The following is a 16,790-nucleotide window of genomic DNA, read 5'->3' as shown; positions in this document are numbered from 1 at the left end:
GCGTCGGGCCGTTCCCAAGCAAGCTCGCACCGCAGTGCGCAGCGCGAAGGTCCTCCATGAGCACCATCTCTCCCCTGCGCGGCGCGGCCGCCATCGTGGGTGCCAGCCTGGGCGGCGTGCCCATGGCCCCCGGTCGCAGCGCGCTCGAAATTCTGGGCGAAGCGGTGCACGGCGCGCTGGCCGATGCCGGCTTGAAGCTGTCCGATGTCGATGGCCTGTTCACCGGCTCGTCCTACCACTTCCTCGCCGGTCTATCGGTGGCCGAATATCTGGGCATCCATCCCAAGTTCTGCGAAGCCACGATGGTTGGCGGCTCGTCTTATGTGGGCCACCTGCTTACCGCCGCCATGGCGCTGCACACCGGCCAGTGCGAAGTGGCGCTCATTTGCTACGGCAGCAACCAGGGCTCGGGCTTTGGCAAACTCAAGTCGATGGCCGAAACGCCCTTGTACGAGGCGCCCTACGAGCCGCGCTACCCGATCTCCAGCTACGCGCTGGCGGCCGCGCGCCACATGCACCAGTACGGCACCACGCGCGAAGACCTGGCGCACATCGCGGTGGCGGCGCGCCAGTGGGCGCAACTCAATCCGCTGGCCCATGCACGCGATCCGCTCAGCATCGAGCAGGTGCTGGCTTCGCGTCTGGTGAGCGATCCGCTGTCGGTGCTCGATTGCTGCCTGGTCACCGACGGCGGCGGCGCCCTGGTGCTGGTGCGCAGCGAGCGGGCGAAAGACTTTCCCAAGCCACCGGTCTATGTGCTGGGCGCGGCTGCGGCCACCTGGCACCGCCAGATCGGCTGCATGCCCGACCTGACGGTCACCGCCGCCGCCGAGTCCGGGCCGCGCGCCTTCGCTATGGCCGGGCTGGCCCCGAAGGACGTGGACGTGCTGGAGTTGTACGACGCCTTCACCATCAACACGCTGCTGTTCCTCGAAGACCTGGGCTTTTGCGCCAAGGGCGAAGGCGGCGCTTTCGTGCGCAACGGGCGCATCGCACCGGGGGGCGCGTTGCCGGTCAACACCAATGGCGGCGGCCTGTCGTGCTGCCACCCGGGCATGTACGGCATGTTCCTGCTGATCGAGGCCATGCAGCAACTGCGCGCCGAGGCCGGCGACCGCCAGGTGCCGAATGCGGAGATCGCCCTGTGCCACGGCAACGGCGGCGTTCTTTCCAGCCAGGTGACGGCCCTGCTGGGCACGGCCGCCACTGTCTGATTTTTCAAATCAACAACCAGGAGTCATTTCATGAGCAAGGGCAACATGCTGCAAGACAAAGTCGCCGTAGTCACCGGCGCGGGCCGGGGCATCGGCCGCGACATCGCACTGATGATGGCGGCGCAAGGCGCCAAGGTGGTGGTCAACGACATCGGCGCCTCGGTCGGCGGCGAAGGCAATGACGCCAGCCACGGCCAGCAGGTGGTCAACGAGATCAAGGCCGCTGGCGGCCAGGCCGTTCTCAGCACCGACAGCGTCTCGACCTGGCCCACGGCCAACCGCATCATCGAATGCGCGGCCGACACCTTCGGGCGCATCGACATCGTCGTCAACAACGCCGGTATCCTGCGCGACCGCCTGTTCTTCAACATGTCGCCCGAGGAGTGGAGCGCCGTCATCGACGTGCACCTCAACGGCAGCTTCTTCACTTCGCGAGCCGCCGCCCCGCACTTCAAGACGCAGAAGTCGGGTGCCTATGTGCACATGACTTCCACGTCCGGCCTGATCGGCAACCTGGGCCAGGCCAACTACGCCGCTGCCAAGCTGGGCATCGTGGCCATGTCGCGCCACATCGCCGGCGACATGCAACGCTACAACGTGCGTTCCAACTGCATCTCGCCGTTCGCCTGGAGCCGCATGATCGGCGCCATCCCCACCGACACACCCGAGCAGCAGGCACGCGTGGAAAAACTAAAAAAACTCGGTACCGAGCAAATTGCGCCCATGGCCACCTTCCTGGCCAGCGATGCCGCAGCCGACGTCACGGCCCAGATCTTCGCCGTGCGCGGCAACGAGATTTTCCTCATGAGCCAGTCGCGCCCGATCCGCGGCATGCACACCGCCGAGGGCTGGACACCCGAGACCATCGCCGAGCGCGTGTTGCCCGCCATGAAGCAGAACTTCTATCCGCTGGAGAGCTCGAACATCGTGTTCTCCTGGGATCCCGTCTGACGTCATCTGCCATGGCGATCAACTACGAGAAACTGATGGCATGGCCGTTCGAGGACGTTCGCCATCGCTACACCCAGCGCGACACCATGCTCTACGCATTGGGCGTGGGCCTGGGCACCGACCCGACCAACGAGACCGAGCTGCGCTTTGTCTATGAAAAGAACCTGCTGGCGCTGCCCACTCTGCCGGTGGTGCTGGGCTATCCCGGCATGTGGCTCAAGGACCCGGCCACCGGCGTTGACTGGGTGCGGCTGGTGCATGGCGAACAGGGCTTGCGCCTGCACCGGCCGGTGCCGCCCGAGGGTGAAGTGATCGGGCGCACGCGGGTGAGCCAGATCATCGACAAGGGGCCGGACAAGGGGGCTCTGATCTACACCGAGCGCACGGTGACGGACGCCACCAGCGGCGAACTGCTGGCCACGCTGACCTCGACCACCTTCTGCCGCGCCGACGGTGGTTTTGGCGGCCCGGCCGGGCCGGTCAAAACCGTGCATGAGCTGCCCACGCGCGCGCCTGATCACAGCGACGATTTCGCCACCCAGCCGCGTGCCGCGCTGATCTACCGCCTCTCGGGCGACTACAACCCGCTGCACGCCGAACCCGCGGTGGCAAGCGCCGCTGGTTTCAAGCAGCCCATCCTGCACGGCCTGGCCACCTACGGCATCGCCGGCTGGGCACTCACCCAGCGCGTCTGCGGCGGCGACCCGAGCGCCCTGCAGTCGCTGGATGTGCGTTTTTCGTCACCCGTTTACCCCGGCGAAACGATACGCACCGAGCTCTGGGTGGATGGCAAGGTCGTTTCCTTTCGCGCCCGCGCCGTCGAACGCGACATCGTCGTGCTGAACAACGGACGCGCCGAGCTGCGCTGACCGTCCTTTGCCTTTCATTTTCGTTTTCGTTTTCAATTTTTTTCAAGGAGCCTCAACATGAACTACGCTGACTTTCAATTCCTCAAGTTCGACCACAAGCCCAACGGCGTGCTGGTCATCACCATCAACCGCCCCGAGGTCATGAATGCCACCAATGGCCGGCTGCACTGGGAGCTGACCAAGATCTGGGGCGTGGTCACTGACGATGCCAAGACCAAGGTGGCGGTCATCACCGGCGCGGGCGACCAGGCCTTCTCGGCCGGCGGCGACCTGGAATGGGTGGCCGGCATGGTCGGCAACCCGAAGGAAATCGCCAACACCATGACCGAGGCTTCGGACGTGGTCTACAACATGATGGCCTGCGACAAGCCCATCATCTCGGCCATCAACGGCGTGGCCGTCGGTGCCGGTCTGGCAGTCGCCTTCCTGGCCGACATCAGCATCATGGCCGAGGAGGCCAAGATTACCGACGGCCATGTCAAGATCGGCGTCGCCGCCGGCGACCACGCAGCCATTCTGTGGCCGCTGCTGTGCGGCATGGCCAAGGCCAAGTACTACCTGATGACGGCCGAGTTCGTGAACGGCAAGGAAGCCGAGCGCATCGGTCTGGTCAGCCTGTGCGTGCCGCGCGCCGAGCTGATGGACAAGGCCATGGCCGTGGCCAACAAACTGGCCAATGGCAGCCAGCAGGCGATCCGCTTCACCAAGCGCTCGCTCAACGGCTGGATGAACGTGGCGCGCCCGATCTTCGAGAGCTCGCTGGCGATGGAAATGCTGTGCTTCCTGGGCGAAGACGCCAAGGAGGGCGTGGCCTCAGTGCGCGAGAAGCGCGCGCCCGAGTTCCCCTCGGCCCAGAACTGATTGAGTTCGCTCCTTCTCCCTCTCGGGGAAGGAGCCTGAATTTCCCAAGTACACAGGAGAACACCCCATGGATTTCGCGCTGACCCAAGAACAACGGATGATCTACGAGTACGGCGACCGTATCTCGAAGCAGTTCGACCACAATTACTGGCGCGGCTACGCCAACAAGAACGAACGCCCCACCGAGTTGTACGAGCAGATCACCAACGACGGTTTTCTCGGCATCATGGTGCCCGAAGCCTATGGCGGTGCCGGCCAGGGCATGACCGAGATGCTGCTGTTCATGGAGGGACTGGCCAACAACGGCATTCCGCTGCTGAACCTGGTGGTCGGACCGACCATGACCATGGGTCTGCTGGCCAAGCACGCCAGCGAGGACATGAAGCGCCGCTTTCTGCCGGGCGGCTGCACCGGCGACATCAAGTTCTGCTTCGCCATCACCGAACCGAACGCCGGCTCGAACTCGATCGAGATCACCAGCATCGCCAAGTCCGACGGCAAGGGCGGCTTCAAGCTCAACGGCCAGAAGGTCTTCATCACCGACGCCAACTGCGCCGACTACGCCATGGTCGTGACCCGCACCACAGCGCGCGCTGACGTGAAAAAGAAGACCGACGGCTTCACCATCTTCATGGTCGACATGACGAAAAAAGGCATCAGCAAGACGCTGATTGAAGTTGCCTTCCCGGTGCCCGAAACACAATGGCAACTGTTCTTCGACAACGTGGAGCTCACCGAGGCCGATGTGCTGGGCGAAGTCGGCAAAGGCTTCAACATCCTGTTCGACACGCTCAACCCCGAGCGCATCATCCTGTCGGGCCTGTGTACCGGTGTCGGGCGCTTCGCCTTGAAGAAGGCGGTGGCCTACGCCAACGACCGTAAGGTGTTCAACAACACCCCCATCGGCGCCTACCAGGGCGTTCAGCACCCGCTCGCGATAGCCCGCAGCGAGATCGAGATGGCCTCGCTGATGGCGCTCAAGGCCGCCTGGGCCTTCGACCAGGGTCTGCCTGCCGGGGAGTTTGCCAACATCGCCAAGTACGCGGGTGCCGAAGCCGGCATCCATGCCGTTGACGCGGCCATCCAGACCCATGGCGGCAACGGTTTCACCAAGGAATACGGCATTTACGACTTGTACGGTCTGGTGCGGCTGCTGCGCACGGCTCCGTTGAACCGCGAGTTGGTGTTGAACTACATCGCGGAGCATGTGATGGGCCTGCCGCGCTCCTATTGACAGGCAACCATGGGTAACAACGCTCCCCTGCCAGCCTTTGGTGCCCTGGCCGGCCTGAAGGTGATTGACCTCTCACGCGTGCTCGGTGGCCCGTACTGCGGACAGATTTTGGCCGACCACGGCGCGCAGGTCATCAAGGTCGAGCCGCCCGCTGGCGATGAGACCCGCGCCTGGGGCCCACCCTTTGCCGACGACGGCACGGCGGCCTACTACAACGGCCTGAACCGCAACAAGCGCGACATCGTGATCGACCTGTCCAAGCCCGAAGGGCGCGAGATCGTTCTCAAGCTGCTGGCGGACGCCGACGTGCTGATCGAGAACTTCAAGATCGGCACGCTGGAGCGCTGGGGGATCGGCTATGAACAGACGCTGCGCGAGCGCTTCCCGCGCCTGATCCACTGCCGGGTCAGCGGCTTCGGCGCCGATGGGCCGCTCGGCGGCGCGCCTGGCTACGACGCGGTGGCACAGGCACTGGGCGGCCTGATGAGCGTCAACGGCACGCCGGACACCGGCCCGCTGCGGGTCGGTGTCCCGGTGGTCGACATCACCACCGGCCTGTCGGCCGTGATAGGCGTGCTACTGGCGGTGATCGAGCGGCAGCGCTCCGGGCGAGGGCAGTTCGTCGAGGCCACGCTGTACGACACCGCCGTGTCGCTGCTGCATCCGCAAAGTGCAAACTGGTTGCAGTCGGGCCAGACACCCAGGCTCAGCGGCAATGCGCACTCCAACATCGTGCCCTACGACAAGTTGCCGACCCGGACCTGCGAGGTCTTCCTGGGCATCGGCAACAACGGGCAGTGGGAAAAACTGTGCGAGTTCCTCGGCCATCCCGACATGGCCAGCGAGCCGCGCTTTGCCACCAACGCCGAGCGTTTTCGCCATCGCGACGAACTGCGCGCCTTGCTAGAGGCGCAGTTGCAAGAGGTGGATGGCGAACAGCTGTGCCGTGACCTGCTGGCCGCCGGTATTCCGGCCGGCGCAGTCAGGGCCATTCCGCAGGTATTGACCGACCTCCACACCCTGCATCGGGACATGGTGGTGCAGGTCGAGGGTGTGCCTGGCATCGGCATCCCGGTCAAGCTGTCACGCACACCGGGGCGCGCCCACAGCGCGCCGCCGCGCTTCGGCCAACACACACGCGAACTGCTCACGGAGCACGGCTACGGCGCCGCCACCATTGATGCCCTGATCGCACGGGGAAGCATCGTAGAACACGTTGCGAAATGAACTCTGCCTGCCAGAGACTAGGGGAACCCCCTATGTGCCTAACTAATGTTAGGTACCATAATGAAAAACCTTTGTGCAGAAAAGAAAATCGGCTCGGCAAACTGCGCACAGGCAGGTGGTCGACCGTGCTATGTCATAGGCACCCTCAGTGATAAACACCATCAGTACCAAAGAGCAGCGGCCAACTCCGATGAAAGCCAGCAACGCGGCGGCAGTGCCCGCCCTCGAATGCCGAGGGCTGGAGCGGCGATTCGGCGGCCTCGTCGCGTTGAAGGATGCCAATTTGCGCATTGAGCGTGGGGAGATCTTCGGCTTGGTTGGCCCCAACGGCAGCGGCAAGACGACCATGACTAACGCCATCACCGGCTTCTTTCCACCCCAGGTCGGCAGCATATGGCTCAATGGCCGCGACATCACCGGCATGGCGCCGCACAAGGTCGCAGCTCTGGGCGTCGCGCGCACGTTCCAGAACCTGGCGCTCTTCAACGGCATGAGCGTGCTTGACAACATCCTGCTGGGGCGTCACATCCACATGAAGCCCGGCGTGGCAAAAACCGCCCTCTACTGGTGGCTGGGTCGCAAGGATGAGATGGCGAGCCGGCTCAAGGTCGAAGAGATTATCGATTTCCTGCAGCTGCAGAGCGTGCGCGACGAGCTGGTGGACAGCATTCCGATCGGGCTGAAAAAGCGCGTCGAACTGGCACGCGCGTTGGTGGCCGAACCCAGCTTTCTGGTTCTTGACGAACCGATGGCTGGCATGAACCAGGAGGAAAAGGAATACATGGCCCGTTTTATCCTCGATGCGCGTGCCGAGCGCAATGTCACTGTGCTGCTGATCGAGCACCACATGGATGTGATCACCGGTATCTGCGACCGCATGATGGTGCTCAGCTATGGTGAAACCATCGGAACCGGTATTCCTGCCGACGTGATGAAGGATGAACGTGTGATCAAGGCCTACCTGGGGGGTGCGCATGCAAAGCACTGAAACCAATGCTGCCAAGGGCAGCAACACCACATGGGATATGGGCACCGACACCACCCTCATCCACATTCTGGCTCGCAACGCCGAGTTGCTGGGCAATCGCGTGGCCATGCGCGAAAAGCACCTGGGAATATGGCAGGAGATCACCTGGTCGCAGATGCTGGATACCACGCTCGCCTGCGCGGCCGGCATGGAAAGCCTGGGTTTTAGCGCAGAGGATGCCTTGCTGGTCCTGGGCGACAACCGACCCCGGCTCTACATGGGCATGCTCGCGGCCGGCGTGCTGGGCGGCTACGCGATGCCCGTCTACTCTACTGCAACACCCGACGAAATCCGTCACTTCATGCATGAGACGCATGTCCGCTTTGTCCTGGCAGAAGACCAGGAGCAAGTCGACAAGGTGCTTGATCTGGGCGATCAGGGTGCAACGATCAAGAACATCATTTACGACGAGCCACGCGGCTTGACCAACTATTCGAATCCCGGACTGATTTCGTGGGAAAAGTTGCAGGCCATCGGTGCAGATCGCTTGCGTGCCGAGCCGAAACTGCGAAATGCCTTGATCGAACGGGCGCTGCCCGACGGACCGGCGGTGTTCGTGCACTCGTCGGGGACCACGGGCAAGCCGAAGGGCGTGGTACTGAGCCACCGCAATTTCCTCGCGGGGGTGCGCAACGCCCATCGCGGGGGCGCCTTCACATTTGGCGAGACCATCCTCGCCTATCTGCCCATGGCCTGGGTGGGCGACTTTGCCATCACGGTCGGCGCCGGTGTTGCGCTGCACTTCACCATCAATATCCCCGAACGCCAGGAAACGGTGCTGCACGACCTGCGCGAGGTGGCTCCCACTTTCTATCTGGCGGCACCGCGCAGCTGGGACAACATGCTGACCACCATCCAGGTTCGCATGGAGGATTCGACGCCGCTCAAGAAATGGCTCTACGATGTTTTCATGAACTCGGCGCTGGCGTCCGAACGACGCAAGCTCGAGGGAAAACAGCCCAGCCTGACAGAGCGTCTGATGCGGCAACTGGGAGAGTGGTTGATCTTCGGACCGATCAAGGACCAGTTGGGCCTCACCCGCCTGCGAGGTGCTTTCACCGGCGGCGAGGCCATTGGCGAAGACACTTTTGTTTTTTACCGCGCACTGGGCGTGAAATTGCGACAGTTTTATGGTCAAACTGAAAGCAGCGCCTTCACTGCCTTGCAGGACACCGAAGAAGTACGCCTGCACACGGTCGGCAAACCGCTGCCCGGTGTGGAAGTCAAGATCGGCGACAACGGAGAGGTCTTGATTCGCTCCGGGAGCGTGTTTTCCGGTTACTACAAACTTGAAAATGCCACCCGTGAAGCACTTGAGGACGGCTGGCTGCACACGGGCGATGCAGGTTATATCGAGCCTGATGGACACATGGTGGTGCTCGGACGGTTGTCGGAGGTGGTGTATACCTCCAAAGGCGAACGCTACATTCCGAACTACATTGAGAACCGCCTCAAATTCAGTCCGTACATCAAGGATGTGGCCGTGCTCGGGAGCGGCCGCGACACGCTGGCGGCCATCATCTGCATCGACATGGAGCCGGTGGGCCATTGGGCTGAGGTACGGGGCATTTCCTACATGTCCTATGCCGACCTGTCGCAAAAACCCGAGGTGATCGAACTGGTCACGGCAGCGGTCAAGCGCGTCAACAGCATCCTGCCAGACGGGTTGAAACTGCATCACTTCGTGTCCTTACACAAGGAGTTCGACCCCGACGACGGAGAGGTCACGCGAACCCGCAAGCTGCGCCGCAACGTGGTCGAGGAGCGTTATGCGCCCATCATAGATGCGATCTACGGCGGCCAGCAGACGGTCACGATGAAGGCGCAGATCACGTATGAATCCGGTGAAGTCGGCACCATCGAGCGCCAACTCTCGGTGCAGGAGATTTAAATTATGGATTTTTCACTGTTTGCCGAATTGGCCATCAATGGCGCGCTGTCGGGGCTCATGTATTCACTGGTCGCCATGGGCATCGTGATCATCTACAAGTCATCCTCGGTGCCTAACCTGGCGCAAGGTGCGATGACCATGCTGGGTGCCTATGTCGTGCTGGCCATCGCCAATGGATTGGGCGTGTCGATGTGGGTCGCCATCCCGCTGGCCATGGGAACGATGTTCTTTGTCGGAATGGGCATCGAGCGGGTGGCGTTGCGCCGGCTGGCGGGCCGCCCCATCATCATGATCCTGATGATGACACTGGGGCTGGACATCTTTATACGCGCGACAACAATGGCCATCTGGGGCGGCTCTGGCCTTCCGCTGTCCATTGGCATCAGCGACGACCCGCTGTTTCTGGGGCCGGTGCTGCTCAGTCGGGCTTATGTGGTGAGCGCCGTGGTGGCCATCGCGCTGTTTTTGGTCTTGATGTTCTTCTTTCGCACGCGCAGGGGCATTGTTCTGCGCGCCATCTCCGACGATTACATCGCATCGTGGTCGATCGGTATTTCGGTTGAACGCGGGGTGGCGTTTTCCTGGGCAATGTCCTCGGTTCTAGCCACCACGGCCGGCGTGTTGTGGGGCTCGGTTCAAGGGGTCAGCCAGGCGCTGGCGCTGCTTTTGCTCAAGGGCTTGACCGTCGCCGTATTGGGCGGTCTTGACAGCATCGGCGGCGCCATTCTGGCCGGCTTGCTGCTGGGCCTTATTGAAGGCGTTGCATCTGGCTATCTCGACCCCTTGGTTGGCGGTGGTAGCCGCGACCTGGTGGTTGCCACAATACTGATTCTGACCATCCTGATTCGGCCGCATGGCCTGTTCGGGCGCCACGACATTGAAAGGATCTGAAGCTCATGCTATTTCGTCAATCAGGAATTTTCCATACCAATTACGCCAACGCGCGCTCGCTTTTTCCGCTCCCCGCGGATCGCTGGATGATCGGCTTGTTGCTGGCCTTTGCGTTAACTGCGCCATTCACCATGAGCACGCTCGTCCTCAGCACCCAGTTGTTACCGTGGCTGGTGTGGACTGCGGCCGTGCTCGGCTTGAACCTGATCCTGGGCTGGACCGGACAGTTCCACTTCGGCTATGCCGCCATCATGGGCATCGGCGCCTACACGGCGGTGCACGGCGTACGCAACGGCATTCCCTGGGAGATCGCGATGGTGCTCGGCGGCGTGATGGCCGCTGTGATCGGCATCGTTTTCGCTTTCGCGGCGCTGCGCGTGAAAGGCCTGTATCTGGCGCTCAGCACGCTGGCCCTGCAGTTCGTGATGGACTGGGTGATCTCCCACGTGCCGGCCATCAGCGGCGGCACCCAGGCCACACTGCAGGCACCTGACATCAGCCTGCTCGGCCAGGCCATCACCTCGGATACCGGACTCTATTACGTGGCGCTGGGCTGGTGCCTGATCGTCACCGTGTTCATGCTCAACTTGCGCCGCACCGGGCTTGGCCGCGCGCTCATTGCGGTGCGTGAAAAGGACTTCGCTGCGGCGGTCATTGGCGTGCACAGCCTGTATTACAAGCTGGTGGCGTTCGCCACCTCGTCCTTCGTTGGCGGCATCAGCGGCGCCATCCTGATCTTCACCTTCTACCGAGCAGCCACACCGGAGCAATTTGCCGTCAATGTCTCCATCGAGTTGCTGGCCATGGTGATCGTCGGCGGACTGGGCAGCATCATCGGCAGCTATTTTGGGGCCGCCTTCATTCTGTTGATGCCCGGCCTGATGAACAGTCTGATCGGCTGGCTGGCGCAGCTCCTGGGCATCTCGCTCGGGATCGAAACGCTGGCCCACATTCCACATGCGGTTTATGGCGCGCTGATCATTATTTTCCTGCTGGTTGAGCCTATGGGGCTGGGCAAGATGTACACCAATCTGCGCAACTACCTGCTGGTCTGGCCCTTCGGCTACGCCCGAAAGTAAAAACGACATCATGGCGACTGACAACTTGACTTCCACCCCAACGCTGATGCAAAACCAGACTGCGGAACCTGCCTTGATATTGTCACTGAACAATGTCGAGGTCATCTACGATCATGTATCGCTCGCCATCAAGGGCGTTTCGATCGATGTGCCGCAAGGCGCCATGGTGGCACTGCTGGGCGCCAACGGCGCTGGCAAAAGCACGACGCTGAAGTCGATCAGCGGCCTGCTGCGCCCTGAGCGCGGCCTGGTAACCCGCGGTGAGGTGCAATTCCTGGGTCAGAACATCGATGCACTGGCGCCGCAGGAGCGCGTCAAGCTCGGTATCGTGCATGTGCTGGAAGGGCGGCGTGTGTTCGAACACATGACGCCTGACGAAAACCTGGTGGCGGCCTCGGCTGTTCGTGGCACCCGCCAAGACATGCTGCGTAACAAGGATATGGTTTACAGCTACTTCCCGCGCTTGCATCAGCGGCGCACCGCGCAGTCCGGCTACCTGTCAGGCGGCGAGCAGCAGATGCTGGCCATTGGCCGTGCCTTGATGACGCAACCCAAGCTGCTGATGCTTGACGAGCCGAGTCTTGGTCTCGCGCCTTTTCTGGTGGCCGAGATTTTCGACATTGTTCGGCGCATCAACAAGGAAGAAGGCCTGTCCGTTCTGCTGGTGGAACAAAACGCAATTGCAGCTTTAGAGGTCGTCTCGCATGGCTATCTGATCGAGAACGGACGCGTGGTGATGCATGACAGCGCAGAAGCCATGAAGAAAAACCCGGACATCCAGGAGTTCTATCTAGGAGGCACCGAAGGGCGAAGCTTCCATGACATCAAACACTATAGTCGGCGCAAACGCTGGCTCACCTGAAACAAGCTTCTCGTAGCATGGACACCTCCACATCGCGTCGAGCTCTCGCATTAAGTCTTGGGCACGACCGGCATGCCTACTACAGACTGCATTTCACCCCGTGCTAGCTAAACAGCAACCATCACCATGAAAATCAAACTGCTTTCAATTCTTGCTGGCGTGGGGATGGCGATGTCCAACGTCCAGCCCGCGCTGGCCCAGGCCCAGACCGAACCGATTAAATTTGCGCTATGTTACGACCTGAGCAAGGTTTACGCCTTCGCCGTACCGCAAGTTGCCCAGGCCGCGCGCGACTATGCGCAGATACTCAACCAGAAAGGCGGCATCGAAGGCCATCCGGTCGAGATTCTGGTTCAAGACCATGGCAACGAACCGCAGCGGGGCATCGAGTGCTATGAAAAGATGAAACGCGAGGGTGCGATCACCTTCGACTTCTTTTCCACGCCGGTCGGGCGCGCGCTGCTGCCGCGCGCAATGCAGGACAACAATGTGATGATTTCATCCTTTACTGGCCGCAGCGATGCAGTCGACGGCGATGTGTTCAAGTGGATATTCCCGATCGGGCCCACCTATTGGAGCCAAGCAGCCAATAACATCCAGTACATCAAGTCCAAGTCGAACAACAACCTGAAGGGGGTGAAGATCGCATTCTTTTACCTGGACACCGCGTTTGGGTTGGAGCCCATCGGCGTGTTGAAGACACTCGCGGCAAAGGAAGGCTTCGACCTCCAATTGTTCCCGAACCCGCTGCCTGGTAACAATCAGTCAGGGGCGTGGTCCCAGATCCGCCGCTTCAACCCCGATTGGGTCATCAGCTGGAATCTGGGCAACATGCACGTTGTTGCCTCGCGCGAAATGAAACGCAACGCCATGCCGATGGACAAGTACATCGCCGTCAATTGGTTCAACGAAGTGGACATCGCGAACATTGGCGCCGACGCAGCCAAGGGCATCAAGCGCGGCACTAATGTGGTGGGCGGTCAGGAGCACCCGCTGATCCAGCAGATCCTGAAGGATCTGTATGACAAGGGAAAGGGCAACGGCGACCGCAAGCATACCAATGACATCTTCTACAACACTGGGCTGGCCACCTACGCTCCTGTTTTCGAAGGCGCGCGTCTAGCAATCAAGCAGTATGGCTGGCCTCTGACATCCGACAAGATGAAGCGCGGGCTGGAGAGCCTGCGCAACTTCGACGCTAACGGCCTCATCGCCCCAGTAACTGTGACGGCCAAGGACCATGGCGGCGGCGGCAAGACGCGCATCGACATGTGGGATGGCGCGAAGTGGGTGCCAGAGACTGGCTGGTTCTCCGCATACGACGATGTAGTCCAGGAAAGCGCCAAGAAGGAATCGGCGGAGTTCGCCAAGTCGAAGCAGTAGCGATACGCCTCGGTCAGGCCTCGGGCACGACTGTACGGCGTGCCTTCTGCAGACTGCATTTCACCCCGTACTAACCAAACAGGAAACATCATCATGAAAATCAAACAGCTTTCCATTCTTGCTGGCCTGGGATTGGCGCTGGCCGGTCTGCAGTCCGCGCAGGCGCAGGCACCAGCCCAGCCCCTCAAATTCGCGCTTTGTTATGACCTGAGTAAATCCTACGGCTTTGTGACGCCACAAATTGCCCAGGCGGCGAATGACTATGCCAAGATATTGAATCAGAAAGGCGGCATTGAAGGCCACCCCATCGAGATACTGGTTCAAGACCATGGCAACGAGCCGCAGCGTGGCATTGAGTGCTACGAAAAGATGAAACGCGAAGGCGCCGTTGCCTTTGATTTCCTGTCCACGCCGGTTTCCCGCGCCGTTCTGCCGCGCGCCATGGCGGATGGCAATGTGATGGTGCAATCCTTTGTAGGTCGTGGCGATGCGGTCGATGGTGATGTGTTCAAGTGGATTTTCCCCATTGGGCCCACCTACTGGGGTCAAATGGCCAACAATATCCACTACATCAAAACCAAGTCCAACAACAACCTCAAGGGCGTGAAGATTTCGTTCATCTACCCCGACTATCCGTTCGGGCAGGAACCGATCGGCGTGTTGAAGACACTTGCGGCCAAAGAGGACTTTGACCTGCAGTTGGTTCCCAACCCGATGCCGGGCAATGACCAGGCCGCCGCTTGGTCCCAGATCCGCCGCAACAACCCCGACTGGGTGATCAGCTGGAACCTGGCCGGCATGCACGTCGTCGCCTCGCGCGAAATGAAGCGCAACGGCATCCCGATGGACAAGTACATTTCCGTCAATTGGCTCAACGAAGTTGACCTCGCCAACATTGGTCTGGAAAACGCAAAAGGTCTCAAGCGCGGCACCAACGTGACGGGTGGACAGAGCCACCCGCTGATGCAGCAGATCATCAAGGACCTGTATGAGAAAAACAAGGGCAGCGGTGACCGCAAGCATCTCAACGATGTTTACTACAACACCGGTCTGGCCATCTATGCCAGCGTTTTCGAAGGCGCTCGCCTAGCCATCAAGCAAAGTGGATGGCCCCTCAACCCTGACAAAATGAAGCGCGGACTGGAAAGCTTGAAAAACTTTGATGCCGAAGGCCTGATCGCCCCCGTGACGGTGACCGCCAAAGACCATGGCGGCGGCGGCAAAACCCGCATCGACATGTGGGACGGCGCCAAGTGGGTGCCCCAGACTGACTGGTTCTCGGCGTATGACGACGTGGTCCAGGACATCGTGAAGAAAGAATCTGGCGAGTTCGCCAAGAACAAACAGTAATTGCCTTCCCATGGGATGGTTCACGGTCAGGCGCGTTGCGCACTGATAGTGAACCATCCCGTCTTGTTTCTCGGATTTTCATCCCTCTCTTGAATCGACAGGTGGCAGCCTATGCCACAGTGGATTGCAGTGGTAGCTGCCAGGCGCACCATCCAACACAGGAAATCTCGCCCGCCATCTAACTATCGTTAGATAGTTATAATTTCATCCTCACCAATGTGGCGCCTAAAGCGCAAGGAGCAATCAGTATGGATCTCGAACTAAAAGGAAAATCGGTCATCGTCACGGGTGGCGGCTCGAACATTGGCCGCGGCATCGTGCTCGGCTTCGCCGCGGAAGGCGCCAACATCACCATCGGCGACATCGACGAAAGTCAGGCGCAAAAGACGGCAGAACTCGCGCTGGCGAGCGGCGCGGCGTCGGCGCAGGTTGTCAAGACCGATGTCACCCAACTTGACCAGGTGCAAGCCATGTTCAAGGCAGCCTCGGACAAGTTCGGCGGCGTCGATGTCCTCGTCAACAACGTCGGCTGGGACCAGTTGATGTTCTTCACGCAGACGACCCCCGATCTGTGGCAAAAGATCATCAACATCAACTACCTCGGCGTTCTCAACTGCACCAAGACCGCGCTTGAAGTCATGGTTCCTCGCAACGCCGGCTCAATCGTCTCCATCAGCTCTGATGCCAGTCGGCAAGGTGAGCCACGTGAAGCGGTGTATGGCGGCGTCAAGGCTGCCATCAACAGTTTCATGAAAACGATCGCCAAGGAAAACGGGCGTTACGGCATCCGCTGCAACGTGGTATGCCCCGGCGTCACTATCCCCAGTACCACCGACGAAGTGGGCGGAAGCAGCATGTGGATTGATGCCGACAGTATGTTCACGCCGGAGCAACTGGAAAAAGTCGCCAAGGCGCTGCCGTTGCGCAAGGTGGGACGGCCGCGGGATATTGCCAATGCCGTCGTCTTCCTGTCTTCAGCGAAGGCTGCGGGCCATGTCACCGGGCAGGTTCTTTCAGTGTCTGGTGGTTACAGCATGATTGGGTAAACGCCCGGGCACGGTCGAAAGACATGCGGCATTGAAACAACAGACAAAAAGGAAAACCCATGGAATTCAAGGACATCCTCTACGAAGAACTCGACTCGGTGGCCTACATCGCGATCAACCGCCCCGAAGTGATGAATGCGTTTCGCGGCCAGACCGTCGAGGAACTGCTGCAGGCATTCATGAAAGCAGGCTGGGACAAGCGAATCGCCGCCATTGTGCTCACCGGGACGGGTGACCGTGCTTTCTGCACCGGCGGCGATCAGTCGGCTCATGCCGGCCAGTACGACGGCCGGGGCACCATCGGTATCCCGGTGGAAGAGTTTCACAGTGCCATTCGTGACGTGCCCAAGCCCGTGATCGCCCGCGTGCAGGGTTACGCCATTGGCGGCGGCAATGTCCTGGCCACCTTGTGCGACATGACCATTGCCTCGGAAAAGGCCGTGTTTGGCCAAGTCGGCCCGAAAGTAGGCTCGGTCGACCCTGGCTGGGGCACGGCTTACCTGAGCCATGTGGTTGGCGAAAAGAAAGCCCGCGAGATCTGGTACATGTGCCGCCGCTACAGTGCACAGGAGGCCTTGGCCATGGGTCTGTGCAACACCGTCGTGCCCCACGACCAGCTCGACGCCGAAGTCGCCCGCTGGTGCAAGGAAATTGTCGAAAAAAGTCCGACGGCTCTGGCGATCGCGAAACGTTCGTTCAATGCATCCACCGAGCACATTCGCGGGATCGGCAGCCTGGGACTTCAAGCGCTGAGCCTGTACTACGACACGGCAGAGTCCAAAGAAGGCGTGAGCGCGTTCCTGGAAAAACGCCGGCCTGATTTCAGGCAGTGGACCAACGGGAGCAAGTGAGCAACTACTTGCGACGCGCCAATGCACGAGTCTGCCCCTTCGACCAAAGCCAAG

At 60.9% G+C, this 16,790-nt stretch carries 15 protein-coding genes; all 15 read left to right on the top strand.

The window, feature by feature from the left end:
* Positions 1–56: 56 nt before the first annotated feature.
* The 15 genes from AC07RV_RS31475 (at position 57) to badI (ending at position 16,736) form a co-directional block, all read left to right on the top strand.
* On the top strand, positions 57–1,214 hold the full coding sequence (locus tag AC07RV_RS31475; protein ID WP_204734785.1) for a thiolase family protein: 1,158 nt from the start codon (positions 57–59) through the stop codon (positions 1,212–1,214).
* A gap of 30 nt (positions 1,215–1,244) precedes the next feature.
* The gene (locus tag AC07RV_RS31470) at positions 1,245–2,165 is read left to right on the top strand and encodes an SDR family oxidoreductase (RefSeq protein ID WP_008905467.1); all 921 of its coding nucleotides are present in this window, start codon (positions 1,245–1,247) and stop codon (positions 2,163–2,165) included.
* An 11-nt stretch (positions 2,166–2,176) separates the two neighbouring features.
* The gene (locus AC07RV_RS31465; RefSeq protein ID WP_008905466.1) at positions 2,177–3,034 is read left to right on the top strand and encodes a MaoC/PaaZ C-terminal domain-containing protein; all 858 of its coding nucleotides are present in this window, start codon (positions 2,177–2,179) and stop codon (positions 3,032–3,034) included.
* 57 nt (positions 3,035–3,091) lie between these two features.
* Positions 3,092–3,895 carry an enoyl-CoA hydratase/isomerase family protein gene (locus AC07RV_RS31460; protein WP_069047288.1) on the top strand — a complete coding sequence of 268 codons (804 nt, stop codon included), beginning with the start codon at positions 3,092–3,094 and terminating at the stop codon, positions 3,893–3,895.
* A 67-nt stretch (positions 3,896–3,962) separates the two neighbouring features.
* Positions 3,963–5,129: an acyl-CoA dehydrogenase family protein gene (locus AC07RV_RS31455; RefSeq protein ID WP_204734787.1), complete on the top strand. Its 1,167-nt coding sequence runs from the start codon at positions 3,963–3,965 to the stop codon at positions 5,127–5,129.
* 9 nt (positions 5,130–5,138) lie between these two features.
* Positions 5,139–6,356, top strand: a complete 1,218-nt coding sequence (locus AC07RV_RS31450; RefSeq protein ID WP_204734788.1) for a CaiB/BaiF CoA transferase family protein — start codon at positions 5,139–5,141, stop codon at positions 6,354–6,356.
* 190 nt (positions 6,357–6,546) lie between these two features.
* Positions 6,547–7,344, top strand: coding sequence for an ABC transporter ATP-binding protein (locus AC07RV_RS31445; RefSeq protein ID WP_008905462.1), 798 nt, complete (start codon positions 6,547–6,549; stop codon positions 7,342–7,344).
* Positions 7,331–9,274: an AMP-dependent synthetase/ligase gene (locus tag AC07RV_RS31440; protein WP_204734790.1), complete on the top strand. Its 1,944-nt coding sequence runs from the start codon at positions 7,331–7,333 to the stop codon at positions 9,272–9,274. The genes AC07RV_RS31445 and AC07RV_RS31440 overlap by 14 nt, the downstream gene beginning before the upstream one ends.
* A 3-nt stretch (positions 9,275–9,277) precedes the next feature.
* Positions 9,278–10,165: a branched-chain amino acid ABC transporter permease gene (locus tag AC07RV_RS31435; protein WP_204734791.1), complete on the top strand. Its 888-nt coding sequence runs from the start codon at positions 9,278–9,280 to the stop codon at positions 10,163–10,165.
* Positions 10,166–10,170: 5 nt separating this feature from the next.
* A complete protein-coding gene (locus AC07RV_RS31430) occupies positions 10,171–11,244 on the top strand; it encodes a branched-chain amino acid ABC transporter permease (protein ID WP_492714940.1) in 1,074 nt (357 codons plus the stop codon).
* Positions 11,245–11,254: 10 nt separating this feature from the next.
* Entirely contained in the window at positions 11,255–12,106 is an 852-nt protein-coding gene (locus tag AC07RV_RS31425) for an ABC transporter ATP-binding protein (protein ID WP_374726524.1), read from the top strand.
* 126 nt (positions 12,107–12,232) lie between these two features.
* Complete coding sequence (locus tag AC07RV_RS31420) at positions 12,233–13,489, top strand: ABC transporter substrate-binding protein (protein WP_008905457.1); 1,257 nt, start codon at positions 12,233–12,235, stop codon at positions 13,487–13,489.
* A gap of 93 nt (positions 13,490–13,582) precedes the next feature.
* Complete coding sequence (locus tag AC07RV_RS31415; protein WP_204734793.1) at positions 13,583–14,839, top strand: ABC transporter substrate-binding protein; 1,257 nt, start codon at positions 13,583–13,585, stop codon at positions 14,837–14,839.
* A 248-nt stretch (positions 14,840–15,087) separates the two neighbouring features.
* Complete coding sequence (locus tag AC07RV_RS31410; RefSeq protein ID WP_204734794.1) at positions 15,088–15,885, top strand: SDR family NAD(P)-dependent oxidoreductase; 798 nt, start codon at positions 15,088–15,090, stop codon at positions 15,883–15,885.
* A 59-nt stretch (positions 15,886–15,944) separates the two neighbouring features.
* The gene (badI, locus tag AC07RV_RS31405; RefSeq protein WP_127806045.1) at positions 15,945–16,736 is read left to right on the top strand and encodes a 2-ketocyclohexanecarboxyl-CoA hydrolase; all 792 of its coding nucleotides are present in this window, start codon (positions 15,945–15,947) and stop codon (positions 16,734–16,736) included.
* The last annotated feature ends 54 nt before the right edge of the window (positions 16,737–16,790 follow it).

The sequence above is a fragment of the Variovorax sp. GW821-FHT09B01 genome, assembly GCF_059418345.1.
This window is presented reverse-complemented; position numbering and strand designations above follow the sequence as displayed.

Bases quoted from the DNA above. Each gene is read 5' to 3' on its own strand.
- AC07RV_RS31475 (WP_204734785.1), top strand. From the start codon at position 57: ATGAGCACCATCTCTCCCCTGCGCGGCGCGGCCGCCATCGTGGGTGCC.
- AC07RV_RS31470 (WP_008905467.1), top strand. From the start codon at position 1,245: ATGAGCAAGGGCAACATGCTGCAAGACAAAGTCGCCGTAGTCACCGGC.
- AC07RV_RS31465 (WP_008905466.1), top strand. From the start codon at position 2,177: ATGGCGATCAACTACGAGAAACTGATGGCATGGCCGTTCGAGGACGTT.
- AC07RV_RS31460 (WP_069047288.1), top strand. From the start codon at position 3,092: ATGAACTACGCTGACTTTCAATTCCTCAAGTTCGACCACAAGCCCAAC.
- AC07RV_RS31455 (WP_204734787.1), top strand. From the start codon at position 3,963: ATGGATTTCGCGCTGACCCAAGAACAACGGATGATCTACGAGTACGGC.
- AC07RV_RS31450 (WP_204734788.1), top strand. From the start codon at position 5,139: ATGGGTAACAACGCTCCCCTGCCAGCCTTTGGTGCCCTGGCCGGCCTG.
- AC07RV_RS31445 (WP_008905462.1), top strand. From the start codon at position 6,547: ATGAAAGCCAGCAACGCGGCGGCAGTGCCCGCCCTCGAATGCCGAGGG.
- AC07RV_RS31440 (WP_204734790.1), top strand. From the start codon at position 7,331: ATGCAAAGCACTGAAACCAATGCTGCCAAGGGCAGCAACACCACATGG.
- AC07RV_RS31435 (WP_204734791.1), top strand. From the start codon at position 9,278: ATGGATTTTTCACTGTTTGCCGAATTGGCCATCAATGGCGCGCTGTCG.
- AC07RV_RS31430 (WP_492714940.1), top strand. From the start codon at position 10,171: ATGCTATTTCGTCAATCAGGAATTTTCCATACCAATTACGCCAACGCG.
- AC07RV_RS31425 (WP_374726524.1), top strand. From the start codon at position 11,255: ATGGCGACTGACAACTTGACTTCCACCCCAACGCTGATGCAAAACCAG.
- AC07RV_RS31420 (WP_008905457.1), top strand. From the start codon at position 12,233: ATGAAAATCAAACTGCTTTCAATTCTTGCTGGCGTGGGGATGGCGATG.
- AC07RV_RS31415 (WP_204734793.1), top strand. From the start codon at position 13,583: ATGAAAATCAAACAGCTTTCCATTCTTGCTGGCCTGGGATTGGCGCTG.
- AC07RV_RS31410 (WP_204734794.1), top strand. From the start codon at position 15,088: ATGGATCTCGAACTAAAAGGAAAATCGGTCATCGTCACGGGTGGCGGC.
- badI (WP_127806045.1), top strand. From the start codon at position 15,945: ATGGAATTCAAGGACATCCTCTACGAAGAACTCGACTCGGTGGCCTAC.